Here is an 18,333-nt window from a genome sequence, read left to right on the forward strand (position 1 = left end):
ACCGGCGCAGCTCCTGCTCGAGACCGGAGAGCCGCAGCTCCTCGTCGCGGTCGAGCGGCCGAGCGGCCGGCCGCGGGTCGGGTCGCGGTACCGCCGCCACCGACGACGGCGGCAGGGGCGGGGGTGTGACGGACATCGTGACCTCCTCGGTGCCACCGACCGGGTTCCCGCTCCCGGGGGCAGTCATCCGGGATGTGCGGTAGACGTCACCGATCCTACCGAAACGGACATACTCCCGCCGCTGCACGCGGCAGGCACCGGCGGCAGGATCACCGGCATGGACCGCTGGACCGATCTCGTCGAACGCCACGACCCCGCCGGAGTCCTCGACCGGCTCGACGGACGGCCCGCCCACGAGATCGCCGATGCGCTGGCCCGGATGGAACCGGTGGACGCGGGCTGGGTGTTCCGGCTGCTCGGCAAGGACCGTGCGCTCGACGTCTTCGAGGAGCTCGACCCGGTCGACCAGCAGGAGCTGCTGGCCGGGCTGCGCGACGACGCGGTGACCGCGCTGGTCGAGGAGATGGACCCCGACGACCGCGCCCGGATGCTGGGCGAGGCTCCGGCCAAGGTCGCGAACCGGTGCTGGCCGGGCTGTCGGCCGGGGAACGGTCGATGACCGCGGCGCTGCTGGGCTACCCCGACGGCTCGGTCGGGCGGGTGATGACCCCGGAGACCGTCGCCGTACCGCTGCACAGCAGCGTGACCGAGGCACTGGCCGTCGTGCGGCGCAAGGGCGCGCAGGCCGAGACCGTCTACACCCTCGCCGTCACCGACGCCGGACGCCGGGTGACCGGCACCGTCTCGCTGCGCGACCTGGTGCTCGCCCGGCCGGACGCCGCCGTCGCCGACCTCGTCGACGACGACGCGCCGCGGGTGCGGGCCACCGACGCCGCCGAGGACGCGGCCCGTCTGATGGGTGAGGCGAACCTGCTCGACCTGCTGGTCGTCGACTCGGAGGACCGGCTGCTGGGCCTGCTCACCATCGACGACGCCGTCGAGATCCTGGAACGCGCCGACACCGAGGACGCCGCCCGCCAGTCCGGTGCCGCGCCGTGGTCGGGCCACTACATGTACGTGCGGGTCACGAAGCTGGCCCGCACCCGCGCGGTGTGGCTGGCGGTGCTGCTGCTCGCCGCAGTCCTCACGGTCAACGTGCTGCAGATCTTCGAGGACTCCCTGGAGCAGGTCACCGCCCTGGCCCTGTTCATCCCGCTGCTGCTGGTCGGCACCGGTGGCAACGCGGGCGCCCAGTCCGCGTCGGCGGCGGTCCGGGCGATCGCCGTCGGCGAGGTCCGGCTCGCCGACCTGCCCGCCGTCGTGTGGCGCGAGCTGCGGGTCGGCCTGCTGCTGGGCACCCTGCTCGGCGCGCTCGGCCTGCTCGTCGCCTCGCTGCTGGTCGGGGTCCAGGTCGCCGTCGTGGTGGCGGTGACGCTGGTGGCGATCTGCGGCTGGGCGGCGACGGTCGGCGCGACGATGCCGCTGCTGGCCCGCCGGCTCGGGATCGACCCGGCGGTGGTGTCCGCCCCCCTGGTGACGACGCTCGTCGACGCGACCGGGCTGCTGATCTACTTCTCGGTGGCCCGGGTGGTGCTGGGGATCTGACCCGCGTCCGCGGTCCCGTCCCGCGCGTCGTCGGTGTCGGAGCCGGCGACCTCCGGGGAGGCGGGGGCGGCTGCGGCGCGACGCCGGGACATGACCAGGCTCGCGACCGCGGCGACGGCGATCGTCCCGGTGATGACCAGCAGCGACAGCCAGATCGGCACCTCGGGCACCGGCACCGGCTGCCCGCCGTTGATGAACGGCACGTTGTTCTCGTGCAGCGCGTGCAGGGTCAGCTTCACGCCGATGAACGCGAGGATCACCGAGAGGCCGTGCGCCAGGTAGATCAGGCGCTCCAGCAGCCCGCCGATGAGGAAGTACAGCTGCCGCAGGCCGAGCAGGGCGAACGCGTTCGCGGTGAACACCAGGAACGGCTCCTGGGTGAGCCCGAAGATCGCCGGGATCGAGTCGAACGCGAACAGCAGGTCGGTCAGCCCGATCGCGACGATGACCAGCGCCATCGGGGTCAGCAGGCGCTTGCCGTCGATGCGGGTGACGAGCTTGGCGCCGTCGTACTCGGTGGAGGTCGGCAGCACCTTGCGGACCAGGCGGATCAGCTTCGAGTCGCCGGCGTCGGCCTGCTCGTGGTCGTCGGAGGACATCGCCTCCCGGATCTGGGACCAGGCCAGCCAGAACAGGATGATCGCGAACAGGTAGAACACCGCGACGAACTGCTCGATGATCACTGCGCCGACCGCGATGAACGCGCCGCGCATGACGATCGCGATCGCGATGCCGATCAGCAGCACCTTCTGCTGGTGCACCTTCGGCACCGCGAAGCTCGTCATGATCAGCAGGAAGACGAACAGGTTGTCGACCGACAGGGCCTTCTCGGTCAGCCAGCCGGCCATGTACTCGCCGCCGTACTGCCAGCCGGAGAAGACGCCGACGCCGACGCCGAACAGCAGTGCGACCGCGATGTAGCCGGCCGACCAGATCGCCGACTCGCGCAGCGTGGGCTCGTGCGGGTCACGGGCGTGCCCGACGAAGTCGAACACCAGCATGCCGACGACGACTGCGAGCGTCGCCAGCCACACCCAGAGGGGAACGTTCATGACAGGGCCCTCCAGCGCAGGTAGGTACGCTGAAGGTCTCCTCCGCCCGCCGCGGTGACCGCGGCGGACCGGCGCCACCGGGACCGGCTCGGACCGGTTCCGTGATGACGGCGACGCCGTGTTCGGGAGTACTCCCCTTCGACGGACAGAACGCTAGGGCACGACCGCGGGTTCCGACAGTGGGGGGTACGCGAGCCTCGTCACATCTGTCCGTTTCCACCGGTGACCCTCCCGGAGGGCGTCTCCCGCACCCGGAGACGCACCCACCGGGTCAGCCCGCCGCCAGGCGCGCGGTCGCGGCGGCGCGGGCCGGCTGCACCGGACGTGCGGCGCCGGACAGCCTGCGGACGGCGGCGCGGGCGGTGGCCGACGTGGCCGCCCGCGCGGCGGGCGGCGGGGCGGCGCCGGTCGCGCGGGCGCGGACGACCGGCAGCGGCCCGGTGCCCGACACCCGCGGCGCCGGGAACGTCGCGGCGGCGACGTGCGCGGGCCGCACCGGCTCCTCCGGCAGCGCGGGCGGCGCCGGGGTCGCGGAGCCCACCGCCCGTACCGTCGCGGCGGACCGACCCCGCGCCGGAGCGGGCCCGTCCCGGAACGGCGTCGGCACCGGCGAGGGCCGGGTGTGCCCGTGCACCGGGTCCCGGCCATGCTCCCGGCCCCGGCCCGCCACCCGGGCGGCGAGCCACAGCGCGGTCCCCGGCGCCTCCAGGTAGCCCGCCAGTGCCCGGTGCACCCGGCCCGGTGCGGACAGCGTCCGGCCGCGGGCGAGATCGTCCAGGGAGCGGCGCACGACGTCACGGTGCTCGGGCCAGGGTGGACCCTGCGGGTCGTCGGTCCGGATCCGGCCCGTGAGGACCGCGGTGACGGTGACACCGGTGCCGTGCGACGAGGCCGCGACGCCCGCGCAGAACTCCGGCACCCAGGACCGCGGCGCGCCGTGGGCGTCACCGGGCACCGGGAGGTGCCCGGCGATGTTCAGCACCCCGCCCCGCCCGCGGGCGGTCATCGCGGTCACGGCGGCGTGGGTCAGGCCGACCAGGGCCGTCCGGTCGAGGCCGGTCTCCGCACCCGCGTCGTCGACGAGCAGCTCGACCGGCAGGTCCCGCTGGACGACCCGGCGCTCGACGGCCGCCAGCCCGGCCGGGTCGGTCAGGTCGGCGGGCAGCGTCTCGACGATCGCGCCGGTGGCGCGGCCGATCCGCTCGGCGACGTCGGCGAGCCGGACGGCGTCGCGCGCGACCAGGACGACGGACCACCCGCGCTCGGCGAGCTCGTGGGCGTAGGCGGCGCCGAGCCCGCGGCTCGCTCCGGTGACCAGTGCAGTCGGCATGACGCGGACGCTAGGGACGGTTCGCTGTGGGGCCCCTGAGAACGCCCGCTCCGCTGAGAGCCCGCTGAGGCCCGGTCGGAACCACCCCACCGGGCACGGCGTTCCGTTACTCCCCGCAACACCATCTGGGCTAAGAGGTCGTTTCAGAAGTCGGCGTGTCGGTCCTGTGTGGATCGGCGCTGGTAGCTGATCATGTCCGGTCGTGGCGCGGCGATCTTGTGTCGAGCGATTGGTGAGCGACGAGCTGTGGGCGCTGGTGGAGCCGCTGCTGCCCAAGCCGCGCAAGCACAAGCGGGGACGGACAGGCCGTCCGCGGGTGCCGGATCGGGCCGCTCTGGCCGGGATCGTGTTCGTGCTCAAGACCGGGATCAGCTGGAACGCGCTGCCCGCCGAGCTCGGCTGTGGGTCCGGAGTGACCTGCTGGCGGCGGCTACGGCAGTGGCAGCAGGCCGGGGTCTGGGCCCAGCTGCACCGGGTGATGCTCGACCGCCTCGCCCAGCAGGGCCTGCTGGACTGGTCGCGGGCGGCGGTGGACAGCGTGAGCGTGCGGGCCAAGCGCCGCGGCGAGGCCACCGGGCCCTCGCCGACCGATCGCGGGAAGGCGGGCAGCAAGTACCACGTGCTCTGCGACCGAGGCGGGCTCCCGCTGCATGCGCTGGTCACCGGGGCGAACACCCACGACAGTCGGATGCTCGCCCCGCTGCTGGACACCAACCCCGGCGTCCGCGAACGGGCGGGACAGCCGGGGCGTCCGCGACGTCGGCCGGACAAGGTGCACGCCGACAAGGGCTACGACTATCCCCGCTGCCGCCGCTACCTGAGTGGGCGTGGGATCGGGGTGCGGATCGCCCGGCGCGGGATCGAGGACTCCACCCGGCTCGGGCGGGTCCGCTGGGTCGTCGAGCGCACCATGTCCTGGCTGCTGGACTTCCGCCGCCTCGCGCTGCGCTACGACCGCGCCGAATCCACGATCACCGCGCTGTTATCGCTGGCCTGCGCCCTGATCTGCCACCGCCGCCTCACCAAGCCGAAGCCGAAGCCGAAGTGATGGTCGACCCAGCCCTCGCTGAGGCACTCGCCTACGAGGTCGGGGCCAGCGGCCGCCAGGCCAGCCACTCCAAGGCCCGGTCGGCCTCGTCAGGGTCGAAGCGGTGCGGGTCGAACGGCCCGCCCGCCCACTCCAGGCGCTCGGCGCGGTCGGGATGGTCAGGGTCGGCGAGCACGGCCTGGAAGTCCTCATACCCCCCGATCCCGCCGACGTCCTCGGGCGGGCACGCCCCCTGCCCGGCGACGCATCGCGGATAGCACACTCCCGGCTCGACGGCCGCGACCGCCTCGACGGTGATCTCGTGGGCCCAGTTGTCACCGAAGTCGTAGACGTAACCGAACCGGTCACCAGCCTTGACCAGCCGAAACAGCTTCTCTTTCGTCTCGTCGGCGACATCCTGTCCGGGCCAGTCCGGGTCTGGGATCCCGTAGCGGCGCCCGACGATCTCGAACTCGTGCAGATGAGAGTTCGTCCAGCCCATCACTGACTGCACCACCTCGTGCAACACCGCCAAGTCGACCTCGCCCGGCACCTGCACCCGACGCCGGACCGCCGGCACCACCTCGGTCAGGACGATCTCCAACTCGAAAATCTTCGTCTTCTCAGACACACGAGGCGCGACCATCAGCCGATGCTGCCAGCCCCGCCGTCACCGGCAGAACCGGGCCCACCACTTCTGAAACGACGTCTAACGTGCGCCCCCATCCGCGCCCATCAGCGGGTGGTCGATCGAGCCGAGGAGGCCACTGTGGCAGGCAAGTTCGAGGTGTACGAGGACCGGGGCGGGAAGTTCCGGTTCCGGCTGAAGGCGAGCAACGGGCAGGTCGTCGCCGTGGGCGAGGCCTACGAGACCAAGGCCGCGGCCCACAAGGGGTGCGAGTCGGTCCAGCGCGCCGCCGACGGCGCCACCGTCGTCGAGACCGACGCCTGAACGGACCCGCCCCGGGTCCGTGTCACCGACCCGACCGGCAGCCCGCCGGACGCGTCCGGTCCACGACGGGTCGGAACGCGTCCGGCGGGTAGCCGCCCGCCATGCGACGACACACCGCACCGGACGACACCACCCGCGACGACTCCACCCCCGACGACACCGGCTTCGCGGACACCCCCCCCCGGGGACACGGACCTCACCGACCGGCGGGTCCGCGCGTTCGCCGACGCCCTGCAGGCCTTCGAGCGCGACGGCGACGCCGAGGACCTGCTCGCCCGGTTCGCCGACGGCGCCACGGCCGAGCGGCTCGACGGCCGCGGGCCGCGCACCGACCTCGGAGCGTTCTGGCGGGAGTACCGCTCCCCCTTCGACCGGGTCGCGACGACCTTCCACCACGCCGTGCAGACCGGCGACTCCGTCGCGCTGGAGTGGGCCGGCGACGCCGTGCTCGCCGGGGGCCGCCCGGTGACCGTGCGCGGGGTCACCGTCCTCGACCTCACCGACGACGGCGCCGGCGACGGCACCGGCGCGGTCACCGCCCTGCGCACCTACTACGACACCGCGGTGTTCGTGACCCCGCCGCGCGCCCGGGGCTGAGCCGCCCCGCGGCCCGCCCGCCCGGGTTGTGGACCGCGCGGGCCGGGGTTACGGTCGGATCCCCGGTACCGGGCGCACGAAGGACACCGCCGACGCGGATCCGCTCGCCCACCGGTCCACACGAGATCCGTTCAACCGCGCAGCGGACCCCGCACCTGCCATCGGCGATTGCGAGGGACAATGCGAAGTCCCACCCTGCCCACCCGGCCCGCGACGGCCGCCGCGGCTACGACGACCTCATCCCCGACCTCGATGAGCTGGCGGCCACCCCACCCGGCGCGCCGGGCCGGGACGCGTTGCGCGAGTACGTGATCCGTGAGTTCCGTCCCCTCGTGCGCAACCTGTCCCGGCGCTTCGCCGCTCCTGGCCGGGGCGTCGAGGACATCGAGCAGGCCGGCATGCTCGGCCTGGTGAAGGCGGTCGACCGCTACGACCCGTCGTCGGCCACCGGCGGACCGCTCGGCTACCTGGTGCCGAGCATCCGTGGCGAGATGAAGCGGCACCTGCGGGACTACTCGTGGGCGGTGCGGGTCCCGCGCGACCTGAAGGAGCTCGCCGTCACCGTCGGGCGGGTCGCCGACGAGATGGGGCGGCGGCTCGGCCGCCCGCCGCGGCCGTCGGAGATCGCGGCCGAGGTCGGTGTGCCCATCGGCGAGGTCGTCGACGCGCTCGGCGCGCTGGAGTCCCACCACGCCAAGTCCCTGGACGCGCCGGTCGGCGACAACGGTTCGGGTGAGGAGCTGCCACTCGCCGAGCGGATGGGCTCCGAGGACCCGGCACTGGACCTCGCCGCGCACGGCCCCGGCATGCGGGCGGCGCTCAACGAGCTGCCCGAACGGGAGCGGCGGATGCTGGTCCTGCGCTTCTACGGCGACCGGACCCAGTCCCAGATCGCCGCCGAGCTGGGCATCTCGCAGATGCACGTCTCGCGGCTGCTGTCGCGGACCCTGGCGCGGCTGCGCGAGCGGTTGGCCGGCGACTGAGGATCCCCGGCCGCCCCGCCGCCGGCGCGGCGGCGGGGCCCGCAGGCTCACCCCGGCAGCGTCTCGCCGCCGACCGGTGCGAGGACCTCGCCGGTGTAGTAGGACGACAGTCGCGGCGCCGCGAAGAACACGAAGGACGGAGCGATCTCGTCCGCCGACGCGGGGCGTCCCATCGGGGTCTGCTCACCGAATCCCTCGACCGTGTCCGGTGGCATCGTCGCCGGGATCAACGGCGTCCACACCGGACCGGGGGCGACGCAGTTGACCCGGATGCCGCGTGGGGTCAGCGACTGCGCGAGCGAGTAGGTCAGCGACTGCACCGCGCCCTTGGTGGCCGAGTAGTCGATGAGGCTCTTGTTCCCGCGCAGGCCGTTGATCGAGCCGGTGTTGACGATCGCACCGCCGTCGGGCAGGTGCTCCAGGGCCGCCTTCGTGACCCGGAAGTAGCTGTGGATGTTGACCTCGAAGGTCCGCAGCCAGGCGTCGTCGTCGATGTCGGTGAGTGCGTCGACCGGCTCCTGGGTGGCGATGTTGTTCACGACGGTGTCGAGCCTGCCCAGCTCCTCGACGGTGCGGCGCACGACCTCGGCACAGTGCCCGGCGTCGCCGAGGTCACCGGGCAGCGTCAGGCAGCGCCGTCCCTCCGCCCGGACGAGCCCGGCGGTGTGCTCGGCGTCGGCGTGCTCGTCCAGGTAGGCCAGGGCGACGTCGGCACCCTCCTTGGCGAACGCGACGCACACCGCACGCCCGATCCCGGAGTCGCCGCCGGTGACCAGGGCGACGGTGCCGGCGAGCAGGTCGCGGCCCCGGTAGCCGCGCATCTCGTCGCGGGGCTCGGGGTCCATCGCGCCGGTGTCACCGGGCGGGGTCTGCTGCTGGGCGGGCGGGCTGTCGGGCACGGGGCTCCCTCTCGGGTCGGTCCGGGGCCGGCGCCGGTGACGCGACCTCGTCGGGACGGGGTGGGCACCGGCGGGCACCACCGAGGGGGGAACACGGCCGCACCCGCCGGCCGGACCACGCCTACCCGGGCCGTCGGGGGTGAAACGACGTGCGTGTGCGCGCCTCCCGGTGGGGTAGTCCGGTCCCCGTGCGGCCGTCCGGTCGCACGGCACGAGAGGAGACCCGATGGACGCGCAGCGGGCACGCACCCTGCTCACCGAGGAGCTGGACCGGCTCGAGGACGGCCCGGTGGTCACCGAGCAGCCGGCCCCGGGCGACGACCGCGTCGGCGAGGGTCTCGACTTCGGCGACGAGGGCTCGCGGGCCTACGAGTCGATGGCCCACGACCTGGACGAGCGCACCCGGCGCGCCCGCACGGTCCGCGTCCGGGCGGCACTCACCCGGCTCGACACGGGCGAGTACGGCCGGTGCGACGTGTGCGGCGAGCAGATCGACGACGAGCGGCTCGAGGTGCGCCCCGACACCGACCGGTGCCGCGACCACCCCGAGGACGACGCGCAGCTACCCGGCCCCGTCGAGGGCTGAGCGTGCCGACGGGCCCGGCCCCCGTCCGGGGTGCCGGGCCCGTCGCCGTGCTGCGACGGCTTCTCAGGCGGTCGCGCCCTCCGGGTGCACCGGGTGCTTCCCCTCGGCGAACTCCTCGATCAGCTTCGCGCAGAACGCGTCGAGGTCGTCGGGGTTGCGGCTGGTCACCAGGCCGCTGTCGGTGACGACCTGCTCGTCGACGACGGTGGCGCCGGCGTTGCGCAGGTCGGTCCGGATGCTCGGGAACGAGGTGAGGGTGCGGCCCTTCACCACGTCGGCCTCCACCAGGGTCCACGGGCCGTGGCAGATCGCGCCGACCGGCTTGCCTGCGGTGAAGAAGGCCTTCACGAACGCCACCGCGGTGGCGTCGGCCCGCAGGTTGTCCGGGTTGACGGTGCCGCCGGGCAGCACCAGGGCGTCGTAGTCGTCGGCGGACACGTCCGCGACGGCCCGGTCGACGTCGATCTTCTCGTCCGGGTTGATGTCGGCCGACATCGACTGGATCGGGTCGGTGGACAGCGAGACCACCTCGACCCGGGCGCCGGCCTTCTGCAGCTCGTCGCGGGGCTGGACCAGCTCGACCTTCTCGACGCCGTCCGCGGCCAGGATCGCGACGGTCCGGCCCTGCAGTTCGTTCGCCACCGTGGGTTCCTCCTCGGTCTCGTGCTCGTAGCTGTCCCCTCCCGGCTTCCCGCTCTGCTCGCGATCAATCGCGCACGACGGGACACGGCCCTGTCGCGCCCCGTCCCGACCGGCTACGCTCCCGGCTGAGTAGCGCAGCGAGACCCAGGGAGGCGGGATGGACGCACGGACGGCGGCCGCGTCCCAGGTGTGCTCGGTGGCCCGCACGGCGGCGCTGCTCGCCGACCCCTGGACGGTGCTGCTCGTGCGCGACCTCGGCCGCGGGGTCAGCCGCTTCGACGAGCTCGCCCGCGGCCTGGGGGTCGCGCGCACCGTTCTGAGCCGGCGGCTGTCCGACCTGGTCGGCGACGGCGTCGTCGAACGGGTGGACTACCGGGAGCCCGGCGCGCGGACCCGCGCGGAGTACCGGCTGACCCGCCGCGGCCGCGACCTGGGCGTCGTGCTGGCGGCCCTCATGGACTTCGGCGACCGGCACCTCGCCGGCGACGCCGGGCCCCCGGTGGTCCGCGTGCACACCGGCTGCGGTGCCCCGGTGCGCCTGGTGAGCGTGTGCGGCGCCGGGCACCGTCTGGGCCGCACCGACGAGGTCCACCTCCGCCCGGGCCCCGGAGCCCCCGTCCCCGACACCGAGCAGGAGCCACGATGACCTCCGCAGCTGAACCCGCGACCGGGTCCGCGACCACCCGCCGCCGCGAGCACGAATGGACCGACCCGATGGTGCTCGCCGCCGCCGCGTCCGGGCTGGACGGTCTGGAGTACCTGCGCCGGATCGTCGACGGCAGACTGCCCGGGGCCCCCATCGCGAGCCTCGTCGGGTTCCGCGCCGTCTCCGCCGAGCACGGACGCGTCGCCTTCGCCTTCGAGCCCGGCGAGCACCAGTACAACCCGATCGGCTCGGTGCACGGAGGGGTCTACGCCACGCTGCTCGACTCCGCCTGCGGGTGCGCGGTGCACTCCACGCTCCCGGCCGGGACCGGCTACACCAGCCTGGACCTGTCGGTGCGGTTCCTGCGCCGGATCACCGTCGACACCGGCACCGTGACCTGCACCGGCCACGTCGTGCAGGCGGGGCGGCGCACCGCCCTGGCCCGGGCCGAGCTCACCGACGCCGGGGGCCGCCTGCTGGGCGAGGCCACGTCGAGCTGCCTGATCCTGCCCGGCGGCTGAGCCTGCTCAGCGCGGGGCGACCGGCCCCTGGGTCGGCGCGGCACCGGAACGGTCCACACGCTGCGCCGCCTCGACGCAGGTGGCGGCCCGGACCGCGCCGGCCGCGTCCGGCCCGGTGGCGTAGAGCGCGGGGCCGGGCAGCTCGGGGGTGAGGGCGCGCGCGTCGTCGGTGACGGCGGCGAAGCCCTGTCTCCCCCAGGCCCAGACGGCGCGGTCACCGGCACCGCGCACCGTGCCGGTGATCGGCGCCGAGACGAACGTGAGGTCACCGTCGGTCGCGGTGAACCGGTCGGCGCCGGGCACCGCACCCACCGGGAGCGCCCCGGACAGCGCGTCGACGAGGGTGCCGCGCGCCGGGGTGCAGGAGCGCAGCGCGGCGGCCGGGTCCTCGGCGGCGAGCCGGGTGAACTCGGTGGCCGGGTCGAGCTCGCGGGAGGCGCGCGCCTCGCCCGGCGCGACGAGCGCGCCGAACCCGACGACGACGGCGACCATCACCCCCGCGCCCACCACCAGGACCCCGGCGCACCAGGCGACGGTCCGCAGGACCGTCGACCCGGATCCGCTCATGCCACCAATCTATCCGCGCCCCACGGGATCGGCCCTCCGAAATCATGATCGGTTATCGAGCGGTGACACCGGCCGGGTCGTGCACGGCCCCGATCGGGTCGGCCGAGTTCCGTTCCGAATTCTGCTGGGGTAATGCACGGAATGCGGTCGCCGCACCGCTCGGTCACCGGAGGTCGGCGTTCTCCTACCGACCGTGACCGTGGTCGTCGTGGCCGTGACGGTGATGGCCGTGGCCGTGGCCGCCGTCGGCGTGGTCGTGACCGGCGGGCCGCGCGGCGAGACCGGCGGCGCGGGCGGGTACGTCGGCCGCACCCAGCCTGCCGGCGGCGACGAGCGCGTCCTCGCAGGCGGCGAGCCAGCAGCCGTAGTACGGGGCGCCGGGTTCGGCGGCGATCCGGGCGATCAGCCGGTCACGGAACCCGTCCCAGGTGAACACCCCCGCCTCGGCGAGCGCGACGGCGAGCCCGAACGCGCGGCCTTCCCAGGGCGCGGCGAACACCAGCTCGCCGTTGGCGCGCGGCGGGGCCGCGGGGCCCGCGGTGTCGAGCACCGGACTGCTCACGACGGCTCCCCCGCCTCGGCCACCCCGACCATCGCGTCCCGCCCGACGAGCCCGGCGAGCTCCTCGGCGGTGAGCCCGTCGGTACCGGCCGGGCGGCGCGGCAGAACCAGGTAGCGGACCTCCGCCGAGGAGTCCCACACCTCGATCCGTCGCCCGGCGGGGACGTCGAGGCCCATCTCGGCGAGCACGGTGCGCGGCTCGCGCACGACCCGGGCCCGGTAGGCCGGGTCCTTGTACCAGCTGGGGGGCAGTCCGAGGACGGGCCACGGGTAGCACGAGCACAGCGTGCAGACCACCACGTGGTGCACCTGCTCGGTCTGTTCCAGCACCACCATGTGCTCGCCCTGCGGCCCGCTGAACCCCAGCGAGGCGATGGCCGCGGTGCCGTCGCGCAGCAGCCAGTCCCGGTACTGCGGATCGGTCCAGGCGCGGGCGACGACCGTCGCGCCGTTGAGCGGGCCGACGTCGCGTTCGTAGGTGCGCACGAACCCGTCGACGACGGCCGGGTCCACCAGCCCCCGCTCGACCAGCAGCTCCTCCAGCGCCGCGGTGCGCAGCGCCGGACCGGGATCGTCGTCGGTCATCGTGGCTCCAGGTAGGACTCGAACAGGTCGGCGTGCACGGTGACGTGCGGGTCCGCGCCGGGCCCCCACACGTCCGATGCGGCGAACGCGACGGTGTACACGTGCTCGGGGTGCTCGCCGGCGAACACCGCGTGGGTGTCGGGCAGCACGTGCGCGGGCCGCACCGCGGTCACGGTGCCGGGCATCCCGCGCAGGTAGCGGGGCAGCTTGCACGGCCCCCGGCCGACCGGTCCGGCCGACGGCGCGGGCGGCGCGACGTCCGGCGGCTCCTCGCGGGCGCGGACCGGGTCGCCGGGGGCGAGGCGCGGGGCGTTCCCGACGGTGCGCAGCGACCCGGGGCCGGTGGGGGCGTAGTCGGGCTTGGCCACCGGCGGGTCGACCGGCTCGGTCACCTCCTCACCGCGCCCGCGCCGGGCCCGTGCCGTCACCGCGCCGGGCGCCAGGACGCCCGAGTCGACCAGCATCAGCTCGGCCGCGTTCAGCCAGCGGCCGTAGTAGCCGTCGTCGAGGTACCTGGCACGGTCCAACCGGGACAGTGCGTGCCGGAAGGCGTCGAGGTTGCGCCCGGAGATGCGGCCCATGGTCAGCGCGGTCAGGGCGAACGCCCGCCCCTCCCAGCGCTGCGCGAAGGGTGGCTCGGGCTCGACGGCCGCCGGGGCGACGACACGCCCCCAGCCCGTCGTGCCGCCGAGGTCGGCGGGGTCGTCCGCGGCGTCGGCCCCGCCCACTCAGGACCCCAGGGCCAGGACGTTGCAGACGTCGCCGCGGCCACCGGTCGAGGTCAGGCCGCGCTGCGACCGGATCCGCTCGGCGAGGAACGCCGCGTCGGCGCCGACCCCGGAGAACCGGCCCGACCCCCAGGTCCACTGCCAGGGCAGGCCCAGGAAGAACAGCCCGGGGACGGCCGTCGCGCCGCGGCTGTGCACCGGCGCACCACGCCCGGTGAAGACCCCCAGGTCGACCCAGGAGAAGTTCTGCCGGAACCCGATGCACCAGACCACCGAGGTGATCCCGGAGCCCTCGAGTGCCAGCTCGGTGACCTCGCGCTCCGGCCGCCACACCGGGGTGTAGCGCTCCTCGACCGGTGCGTCGACGCCCTGCTCGGCGATCCAGCCGTCGATGGTGTCCTTGATGGACTCACTGACCTCGTCGGCGTGGTCCAGTGAGGACTCCAGGTCGGGGGCGAAGGTGAGCCGGCCCCCGGCGTGGTCGGTCAGCGCACCGTAGAGGTGCATGCCCTCGGCGGCGAAGCGACGCAGGTCGATGTCCCGGCCGCCGTCGCGCCCGGTCACGTAGTGGTTGGCCTGGGCGCGCACCGCCTCGCGACGCGGGTGCCGGGTGACCGGCATCCGGTAGTAGCCCATCTCGTCCAGCCAGTCGGTGACGTCGCGGCCCCGGTAGAAGCGGGCCACCCGCGGCGCGTGCCCGACGACGAGGTGCACCGTGCGCCCCTCCAGGTGCCGGTCCTCGGCGATCTGCGCACCGGACTGCCCGGACCCGACCACCAGCACCTCCCCCGGCGGCAGCTGCGCGGGGTTGCGGTAGTCCTCCGACCCCACCTGCGCGATGTGTCCCGGCAGCGGCTCGGACAGCGGTGGGGTGAGCGGTGTGTGGTACCCGCCGGTGGCGACGACGACCTGGTCGGCGGTGCACGTCCCGGCGGAGGTCTCCACCACGAAGGTCCCCCGGTCGTCACGGTGCAGCCGGGTCACCTCGACGCCCTCGACCAGCGGCGGGTCGACGAAGGTCCGGTAGGCCTCGAGGTAGTCGACGATCTCGCTGCGGACCATGAACCCGTGCGGGTCCGGCCCGGCGTAGGGGAAGTCCGGCAGGTCGCACTGCCAGTTCGGCGTGACCAGGCTGAAGGTGTCCCAGCGGTGCCGCTTCCAGGACGACGCGACGACGTCGCGCTCGAGCACCAGGTGGTCGATGCCGCGCACGTCCAGGCAGCGGCTCATCGACAGCCCCGCCTGTCCACCGCCGACGACGACCACCGTCCGGTGCTCGCCGTCGAGCTCGGTCGGCGGGGTGCGCCGGTCCTCGCGCCGGATCACCGCGGTCATGGGGGCCTCCTCGTGGGGGATCGGGGAACGCCACCACGGTCGACCCGTCGTATTACCGAATCGTGTCGTTCGGACGACGGGAGTATTGCCCCGTGTTACGCAACACGACGGTCACAAAGCGCTGATCAAGAATTGCCGTCGTAGTCCGCTCTCAACGTTCCGGAAACAGATCACTGGTGTTGTGGGTACTGCCGGAAACGGTGGGGCCCGATTCCTTCGCAGTGTCCCTCCCCCGGCGCTCCCACGCACCCCTAATCCCGGCGTGGATCCGTCACACCACGAGGAGCATCCCCATGACCAGCGCCGAGCTGTCCGACGTCGAGAAGAAGAGCCTCGAGGAGATCCCGCACCCCTCGCTGCCCGAGGGTTCGAGCATCTACGGCGGCACCAAGGTCTTCCCGGACCTGCAGGCCGAGAACGGCGAGACCTACTTCACCCTCGTGCACGGCATCGCCCACGAGTCCTCGGTCAGCTTCGTGGCCGTGCTGCAGGCGACCCGTGCGCTGCGCAAGGGCTTCGAGTCGGCCATGTACTTCTACGGCCCGGGCTCGCTGAACTGTCTGGCCACCCGCGGTTTCCCGACGACCGGCACGTCCGCGTTCCCCGGCGAGCACAACATCAACGACCAGCTCAAGACCTTCATCGGCGAGGGCGGCAAGGTCTACTGCTGCCGCTTCGGGCTGTCGCTGCACGGTGCCCGCGAGGAGGACCTGATCGAGGGCGTCATCCCGACGCACCCGCTCGACGTCCAGGACGCGCTCATCCACTACGCCCGCAAGGGCGCGATCATCAACTCGACCTACCAGCTCTGACCGACGGCGGGACGCCACCGCGTCCCGGATCCGCACCGAGATGCAGCTCAGGGCGCCCCGGCGTCCGTCGCGGCAGCCGTGGGCTGCATCTCAGTGCGGCCGGGTGCACCGGTCGCACCCCGCCGTACCCGGCCCGTCGCATCCCCGGAGGTCCGTCCGCATGTCCGCACCGTCCCGTACCGAGCCCGGTCTGCGGGCCCGCGCCGAGCTGGCCGTCCGCGGCGTGGGGCTCGACCCCGACACCGGGCCCGACACCGCATCCGGCACCGGGCCCGAGCGCCCCTCCGGCGTGACCGACCTCGGGTCGGTCATCCCGCTGCGCCGCCCCGGCGGGGCCGGGCCGTCCGCCGACGGCCACGTGCTCGTCGACGGGCTGGCCACCACCGTCCCGATCGTCGCCGACTCCCCGTACCGGCTCCGGGACGGGCGGCTGCTGCGCCGCGAACCCGGCGGGGGCGTGACCGACATGGGCGTCGCCGTCGACACCGTCGCCCGACCCGCCTTCTACGACCTGACCACCGCCGACGGCGTCTCCTACGAGAAGATCGCCCGGCTGCACGGTGACGACGTGCTCGCCTCCACCGTGGTCCAGACCTGCGTGCGCTACGGCGAGGCCGACCGCTGCCGGTTCTGCGCCATCGAGCAGTCCCTCGAGTCCGGCGCGACCACGGCGGTCAAGACCCCCGACCAGCTCGCCGAGGTCGCCGAGGCCGCCGTCCGCCTGGACGGGGTGCGCCAGATGGTGCTGACCACCGGCACCTCCAACGGACGTGACCGCGGTGCCCGGCACCTGCTGCGCTGCGTGCGCGCGATCCGCGAACGGGTCCCCGGGCTGCCGATCCAGGTCCAGTGCGAGCCGCCCGCCCCCGACGACCTCGGTGTGCTCGCCGAGCTGGCCGCCGCGGGCGCCGACGCGATCGGCATCCACGTCGAGTCCCTCGACGACGACGTCCGCCGGCGCTGGATGCCCGGCAAGGCCACCGTCGGGCTGTCCCAGTACCGGGCGGCCTGGGACGAGGCGGTGCGGGTGTTCGGCCCGAACGCGGTGTCGACCTACCTCATCGTGGGGCTCGGGGAGGACCCCGACGAGCTCGTCGCCGGCGCCGCGGAGCTGGTCGCGGCCGGGGTGTACCCGTTCGTCGTCCCCTACCGGCCGCTGCCCGGCACGCTCGCCTTCGCCGACGGTGTCCCCGCACCCGACCCGGACCTGCTCGCCGACGTGACCGGCCGGGTCGCCGCGGTGCTGCGGGAGGCCGGGATGCGCGGCGCCGACCAGGCCGCGGGCTGCGCCGCCTGCGGGGCGTGCAGCGCGCTGTCGGCGGCAGGGGGCTGAACCATGAGCACCACCGACCCCCGCCCCCGCTTCGTGAGCGGGGCACCCCGTCATCTCACCCCCGTCCCGCGCTGGATCGCCGACGAGCTGCTCGGCGGCCGCCCGGCCCGCGGCACCGACACCCCACCGGTGACGATCCGCGAGGCCCGCGCCGACGACGCGGGAGACCCCGGGATCGCCGGGTACCGGGCGCTGCGCCGCGCGGTGTTCTGCGTCGAGCAGGGGCTGTTCCCCGACCGGCCCACCGCCGACCTCGACGACCACGACGCCGATCCGCGCGTGGTCGTCCTGCTCGCCCACGACGCCGACGGGACCCTGCTCGGCGGGGTGCGCCTCGGCCCGGCCCGCGCGGCCCACCCCGACATCGGGTGGTGGACCGGCAGCAGGCTGGTCGTCGCCCCCACCGCGCGGCGCCGCACCGGGGTGCGCGTCGGGGCGGCGCTGGTCCGCGCCGCCTGCGCACGCGCCGAGGCCGCGGGCGCCCTGCGCTTCGACGCCGACGTCCAGGCCGCGGGTGCGGTCCTGTTCGACCGGCTCGGCTGGACCCGGGTCCGCGACAGCGTGGTCGCCGGGGCCCCGCACGTCACGATGCGATGGCCGATGACGCGCGTCCAGGACCTCGTCGTCGCCACCAAGGCGCCGCTGGGTGCGCTGGTCGGCGGCCTCGGCCCGGCCGGGTTCGTCGGCGACGACGGCGCGCCGGTCCCGGGCACCGACGTCGTGGCCTGCTGCGACGCGATCGTGCCGGCGATGGTCGAGCGCGACCCGGAGTGGGCGGGCTGGGCCGGGGTGCTGGTCAACATCAACGACCTCGCGGCGATGGGCGCCGCCCCGGTCGGGCTGCTCGATGCCGTCGGCGCCCGGGACGCCTCCTTCGCCCACCGCGTGCTCAGCGGGGTGCGCGCCGCGGCCGACGCCTACGGCGTCCCGCTGCTCGGCGGGCACACCCAGCTCGACGTGCCCGCGGCGCTGTCGCTGACCGCTCTCGGACGTACCGGGGACCCCGTCCCCGCCGGTGGCGGGCGCACCGGGCACCGGGTCCGGCTCACCACCGATCTGGGTGGCGGCTGGCGTCCCGGCTACACCGGACGCCAGTGGGACTCGACCACCTCACGCACCCGCGCCGAGCTGGCCGCGACCGTCGGGGCCATCGGGCCGGACGCGGCGCACCGCCCCGCCGCGGCGAAGGACGTGTCGATGGCCGGGCTGGCCGGGACCCTCGGCATGCTCGCCGAGGCCTCCGGCGTCGGCGCCGTGCTCGACGTCGCCGCCGTCCCCCGGCCGGACGGCGCCACCGCCGGCGACTGGTTCACCTGCTTCCCCGGGTTCGGGCTGCTCACCGCGGACGACCCCGGCGCACCCGCCCCCGACGCCGGCCCCGCGGTCTCCGCCGAGTGCGGCGAGCTCGTGGCCGGTACCGGCGTCCGGCTGCGCTGGCCGGACGGCGAAGAGACCGAGGCCGTCACCGCGGGCGTCACCGGCATGGGCCGCGCCGGCGCCCCCCCCCGTTACCTTCTTGATCAAGCCCGCTGAGGGCTTGCAGGCCGCCGGCCGCGGTATGACTGACTGCCC

The 18,333-nt window shown here is 74.5% G+C and carries 19 protein-coding genes and 2 pseudogenes; 11 read left to right on the forward strand and 10 right to left on the reverse strand.

Features of this window, described 5'->3' with window-relative positions:
• Positions 1–277 precede the first annotated feature (277 nt).
• A pseudogene (gene mgtE / locus KPF47_RS23105) lies at positions 278–1,605 on the forward strand (magnesium transporter).
• Here mgtE and KPF47_RS23110 read toward each other — a convergent pair.
• Together KPF47_RS23110 and KPF47_RS23115 are read right to left on the reverse strand one after the other, a co-directional pair.
• A complete protein-coding gene (locus KPF47_RS23110; RefSeq protein ID WP_224386215.1) occupies positions 1,569–2,657 on the reverse strand; it encodes a TerC family protein in 1,089 nt (362 codons plus the stop codon). The pseudogene mgtE and the gene KPF47_RS23110 sit on opposite strands and share 37 nt — an antisense overlap.
• Positions 2,658–2,928: 271 nt before the next feature.
• Complete coding sequence (locus tag KPF47_RS23115; protein WP_224386214.1) at positions 2,929–3,987, reverse strand: SDR family oxidoreductase; 1,059 nt, start codon at positions 3,985–3,987, stop codon at positions 2,929–2,931.
• Between the two features lie 202 nt (positions 3,988–4,189).
• Between KPF47_RS23115 and KPF47_RS23120 the strand changes: the two genes are divergently transcribed.
• Positions 4,190–5,035 (forward strand): IS5 family transposase, encoded by an 846-nt coding sequence (locus KPF47_RS23120; RefSeq protein ID WP_224386179.1) that lies wholly within the window; start codon positions 4,190–4,192, stop codon positions 5,033–5,035.
• A 31-nt stretch (positions 5,036–5,066) separates the two neighbouring features.
• Here the strand turns inward: KPF47_RS23120 and KPF47_RS23125 are convergent, their stop codons facing one another.
• Positions 5,067–5,660, reverse strand: a complete 594-nt coding sequence (locus KPF47_RS23125; protein WP_224386178.1) for a plasmid pRiA4b ORF-3 family protein — start codon at positions 5,658–5,660, stop codon at positions 5,067–5,069.
• 123 nt (positions 5,661–5,783) lie between these two features.
• Between KPF47_RS23125 and KPF47_RS40375 the strand changes: the two genes are divergently transcribed.
• The 3 genes and pseudogenes from KPF47_RS40375 to KPF47_RS23140 all read left to right on the forward strand — a co-directional run bounded on the left by KPF47_RS40375 (position 5,784) and on the right by KPF47_RS23140 (position 7,546).
• Positions 5,784–5,966: a DUF1508 domain-containing protein gene (locus tag KPF47_RS40375; RefSeq protein WP_224386213.1), complete on the forward strand. Its 183-nt coding sequence runs from the start codon at positions 5,784–5,786 to the stop codon at positions 5,964–5,966.
• Between the two features lie 222 nt (positions 5,967–6,188).
• Positions 6,189–6,563 (forward strand): annotated as a pseudogene (locus KPF47_RS23135) (nuclear transport factor 2 family protein); the annotation flags it as partial.
• A gap of 308 nt (positions 6,564–6,871) precedes the next feature.
• Positions 6,872–7,546: a sigma-70 family RNA polymerase sigma factor gene (locus KPF47_RS23140; protein WP_224386212.1), complete on the forward strand. Its 675-nt coding sequence runs from the start codon at positions 6,872–6,874 to the stop codon at positions 7,544–7,546.
• Positions 7,547–7,593: 47 nt separating this feature from the next.
• On the opposite strand, the gene KPF47_RS23145 is transcribed toward KPF47_RS23140, so the two are convergent.
• The gene (locus KPF47_RS23145) at positions 7,594–8,391 is read right to left on the reverse strand and encodes an SDR family oxidoreductase (protein ID WP_224390939.1); all 798 of its coding nucleotides are present in this window, start codon (positions 8,389–8,391) and stop codon (positions 7,594–7,596) included.
• Positions 8,392–8,671: 280 nt separating this feature from the next.
• Here KPF47_RS23145 and KPF47_RS23150 point away from each other — a divergent pair, with 280 nt between their 5' ends.
• Positions 8,672–9,031, forward strand: coding sequence for a TraR/DksA C4-type zinc finger protein (locus tag KPF47_RS23150; RefSeq protein ID WP_224390937.1), 360 nt, complete (start codon positions 8,672–8,674; stop codon positions 9,029–9,031).
• Between the two features lie 63 nt (positions 9,032–9,094).
• On the opposite strand, the gene KPF47_RS23155 is transcribed toward KPF47_RS23150, so the two are convergent.
• Complete coding sequence (locus KPF47_RS23155) at positions 9,095–9,673, reverse strand: type 1 glutamine amidotransferase domain-containing protein (protein WP_224390938.1); 579 nt, start codon at positions 9,671–9,673, stop codon at positions 9,095–9,097.
• Between the two features lie 157 nt (positions 9,674–9,830).
• On the opposite strand from KPF47_RS23155, the gene KPF47_RS23160 reads away from it, so the two are divergent.
• Both KPF47_RS23160 and KPF47_RS23165 read left to right on the forward strand, forming a co-directional pair.
• Positions 9,831–10,319 (forward strand): helix-turn-helix domain-containing protein, encoded by a 489-nt coding sequence (locus KPF47_RS23160; RefSeq protein WP_224390940.1) that lies wholly within the window; start codon positions 9,831–9,833, stop codon positions 10,317–10,319.
• A complete protein-coding gene (locus tag KPF47_RS23165) occupies positions 10,316–10,840 on the forward strand; it encodes a PaaI family thioesterase (RefSeq protein WP_224390941.1) in 525 nt (174 codons plus the stop codon). The genes KPF47_RS23160 and KPF47_RS23165 overlap by 4 nt, the downstream gene beginning before the upstream one ends.
• A gap of 6 nt (positions 10,841–10,846) precedes the next feature.
• On the opposite strand, the gene KPF47_RS23170 is transcribed toward KPF47_RS23165, so the two are convergent.
• From KPF47_RS23170 to KPF47_RS23190, 5 genes are all read right to left on the reverse strand, one after another.
• Entirely contained in the window at positions 10,847–11,407 is a 561-nt protein-coding gene (locus tag KPF47_RS23170) for a hypothetical protein (RefSeq protein WP_224390942.1), read from the reverse strand.
• Between the two features lie 184 nt (positions 11,408–11,591).
• On the reverse strand, positions 11,592–11,969 hold the full coding sequence (locus tag KPF47_RS23175; protein ID WP_224390943.1) for a nitrile hydratase accessory protein: 378 nt from the start codon (positions 11,967–11,969) through the stop codon (positions 11,592–11,594).
• Positions 11,966–12,553, reverse strand: coding sequence for a nitrile hydratase subunit alpha (nthA, locus tag KPF47_RS23180; protein ID WP_224390944.1), 588 nt, complete (start codon positions 12,551–12,553; stop codon positions 11,966–11,968). Before nthA ends, KPF47_RS23175 begins: the two co-directional genes overlap by 4 nt.
• Positions 12,550–13,281 (reverse strand): SH3-like domain-containing protein, encoded by a 732-nt coding sequence (locus tag KPF47_RS23185; RefSeq protein WP_224390945.1) that lies wholly within the window; start codon positions 13,279–13,281, stop codon positions 12,550–12,552. The genes nthA and KPF47_RS23185 overlap by 4 nt, the downstream gene beginning before the upstream one ends.
• Complete coding sequence (locus KPF47_RS23190) at positions 13,282–14,616, reverse strand: MSMEG_0569 family flavin-dependent oxidoreductase (RefSeq protein WP_224390946.1); 1,335 nt, start codon at positions 14,614–14,616, stop codon at positions 13,282–13,284.
• 293 nt (positions 14,617–14,909) lie between these two features.
• On the opposite strand from KPF47_RS23190, the gene KPF47_RS23195 reads away from it, so the two are divergent.
• From KPF47_RS23195 to KPF47_RS23205, 3 genes are all read left to right on the forward strand, one after another.
• Positions 14,910–15,428: an MSMEG_0572/Sll0783 family nitrogen starvation response protein gene (locus KPF47_RS23195; RefSeq protein ID WP_062396325.1), complete on the forward strand. Its 519-nt coding sequence runs from the start codon at positions 14,910–14,912 to the stop codon at positions 15,426–15,428.
• Between the two features lie 160 nt (positions 15,429–15,588).
• Positions 15,589–16,761, forward strand: a complete 1,173-nt coding sequence (locus KPF47_RS23200) for an MSMEG_0568 family radical SAM protein (protein ID WP_224390947.1) — start codon at positions 15,589–15,591, stop codon at positions 16,759–16,761.
• A gap of 3 nt (positions 16,762–16,764) precedes the next feature.
• Entirely contained in the window at positions 16,765–18,294 is a 1,530-nt protein-coding gene (locus KPF47_RS23205; RefSeq protein ID WP_224390948.1) for an MSMEG_0567/sll0787 family protein, read from the forward strand.
• Positions 18,295–18,333: the final 39 nt, after the last annotated feature.

Origin of the sequence: Pseudonocardia sp. ICBG1293 (genome assembly GCF_020131355.1) — a bacterium.
GTDB lineage: Bacteria > Actinomycetota > Actinomycetes > Mycobacteriales > Pseudonocardiaceae > Pseudonocardia.

Coding starts and splice junctions, on each gene's coding strand:
- KPF47_RS23110 (WP_224386215.1), bottom strand. CDS start 2,657: ATGAACGTTCCCCTCTGGGTGTGGCTGGCGACGCTCGCAGTCGTCGTC.
- KPF47_RS23115 (WP_224386214.1), bottom strand. CDS start 3,987: ATGCCGACTGCACTGGTCACCGGAGCGAGCCGCGGGCTCGGCGCCGCC.
- KPF47_RS23125 (WP_224386178.1), bottom strand. CDS start 5,660: ATGGTCGCGCCTCGTGTGTCTGAGAAGACGAAGATTTTCGAGTTGGAG.
- KPF47_RS23145 (WP_224390939.1), bottom strand. CDS start 8,391: ATGGACCCCGAGCCCCGCGACGAGATGCGCGGCTACCGGGGCCGCGAC.
- KPF47_RS23150 (WP_224390937.1), top strand. CDS start 8,672: ATGGACGCGCAGCGGGCACGCACCCTGCTCACCGAGGAGCTGGACCGG.
- KPF47_RS23160 (WP_224390940.1), top strand. CDS start 9,831: ATGGACGCACGGACGGCGGCCGCGTCCCAGGTGTGCTCGGTGGCCCGC.
- KPF47_RS23165 (WP_224390941.1), top strand. CDS start 10,316: ATGACCTCCGCAGCTGAACCCGCGACCGGGTCCGCGACCACCCGCCGC.
- KPF47_RS23170 (WP_224390942.1), bottom strand. CDS start 11,407: ATGAGCGGATCCGGGTCGACGGTCCTGCGGACCGTCGCCTGGTGCGCC.
- nthA (WP_224390944.1), bottom strand. CDS start 12,553: ATGACCGACGACGATCCCGGTCCGGCGCTGCGCACCGCGGCGCTGGAG.
- KPF47_RS23190 (WP_224390946.1), bottom strand. CDS start 14,616: ATGACCGCGGTGATCCGGCGCGAGGACCGGCGCACCCCGCCGACCGAG.
- KPF47_RS23195 (WP_062396325.1), top strand. CDS start 14,910: ATGACCAGCGCCGAGCTGTCCGACGTCGAGAAGAAGAGCCTCGAGGAG.
- KPF47_RS23200 (WP_224390947.1), top strand. CDS start 15,589: ATGTCCGCACCGTCCCGTACCGAGCCCGGTCTGCGGGCCCGCGCCGAG.
- KPF47_RS23205 (WP_224390948.1), top strand. CDS start 16,765: ATGAGCACCACCGACCCCCGCCCCCGCTTCGTGAGCGGGGCACCCCGT.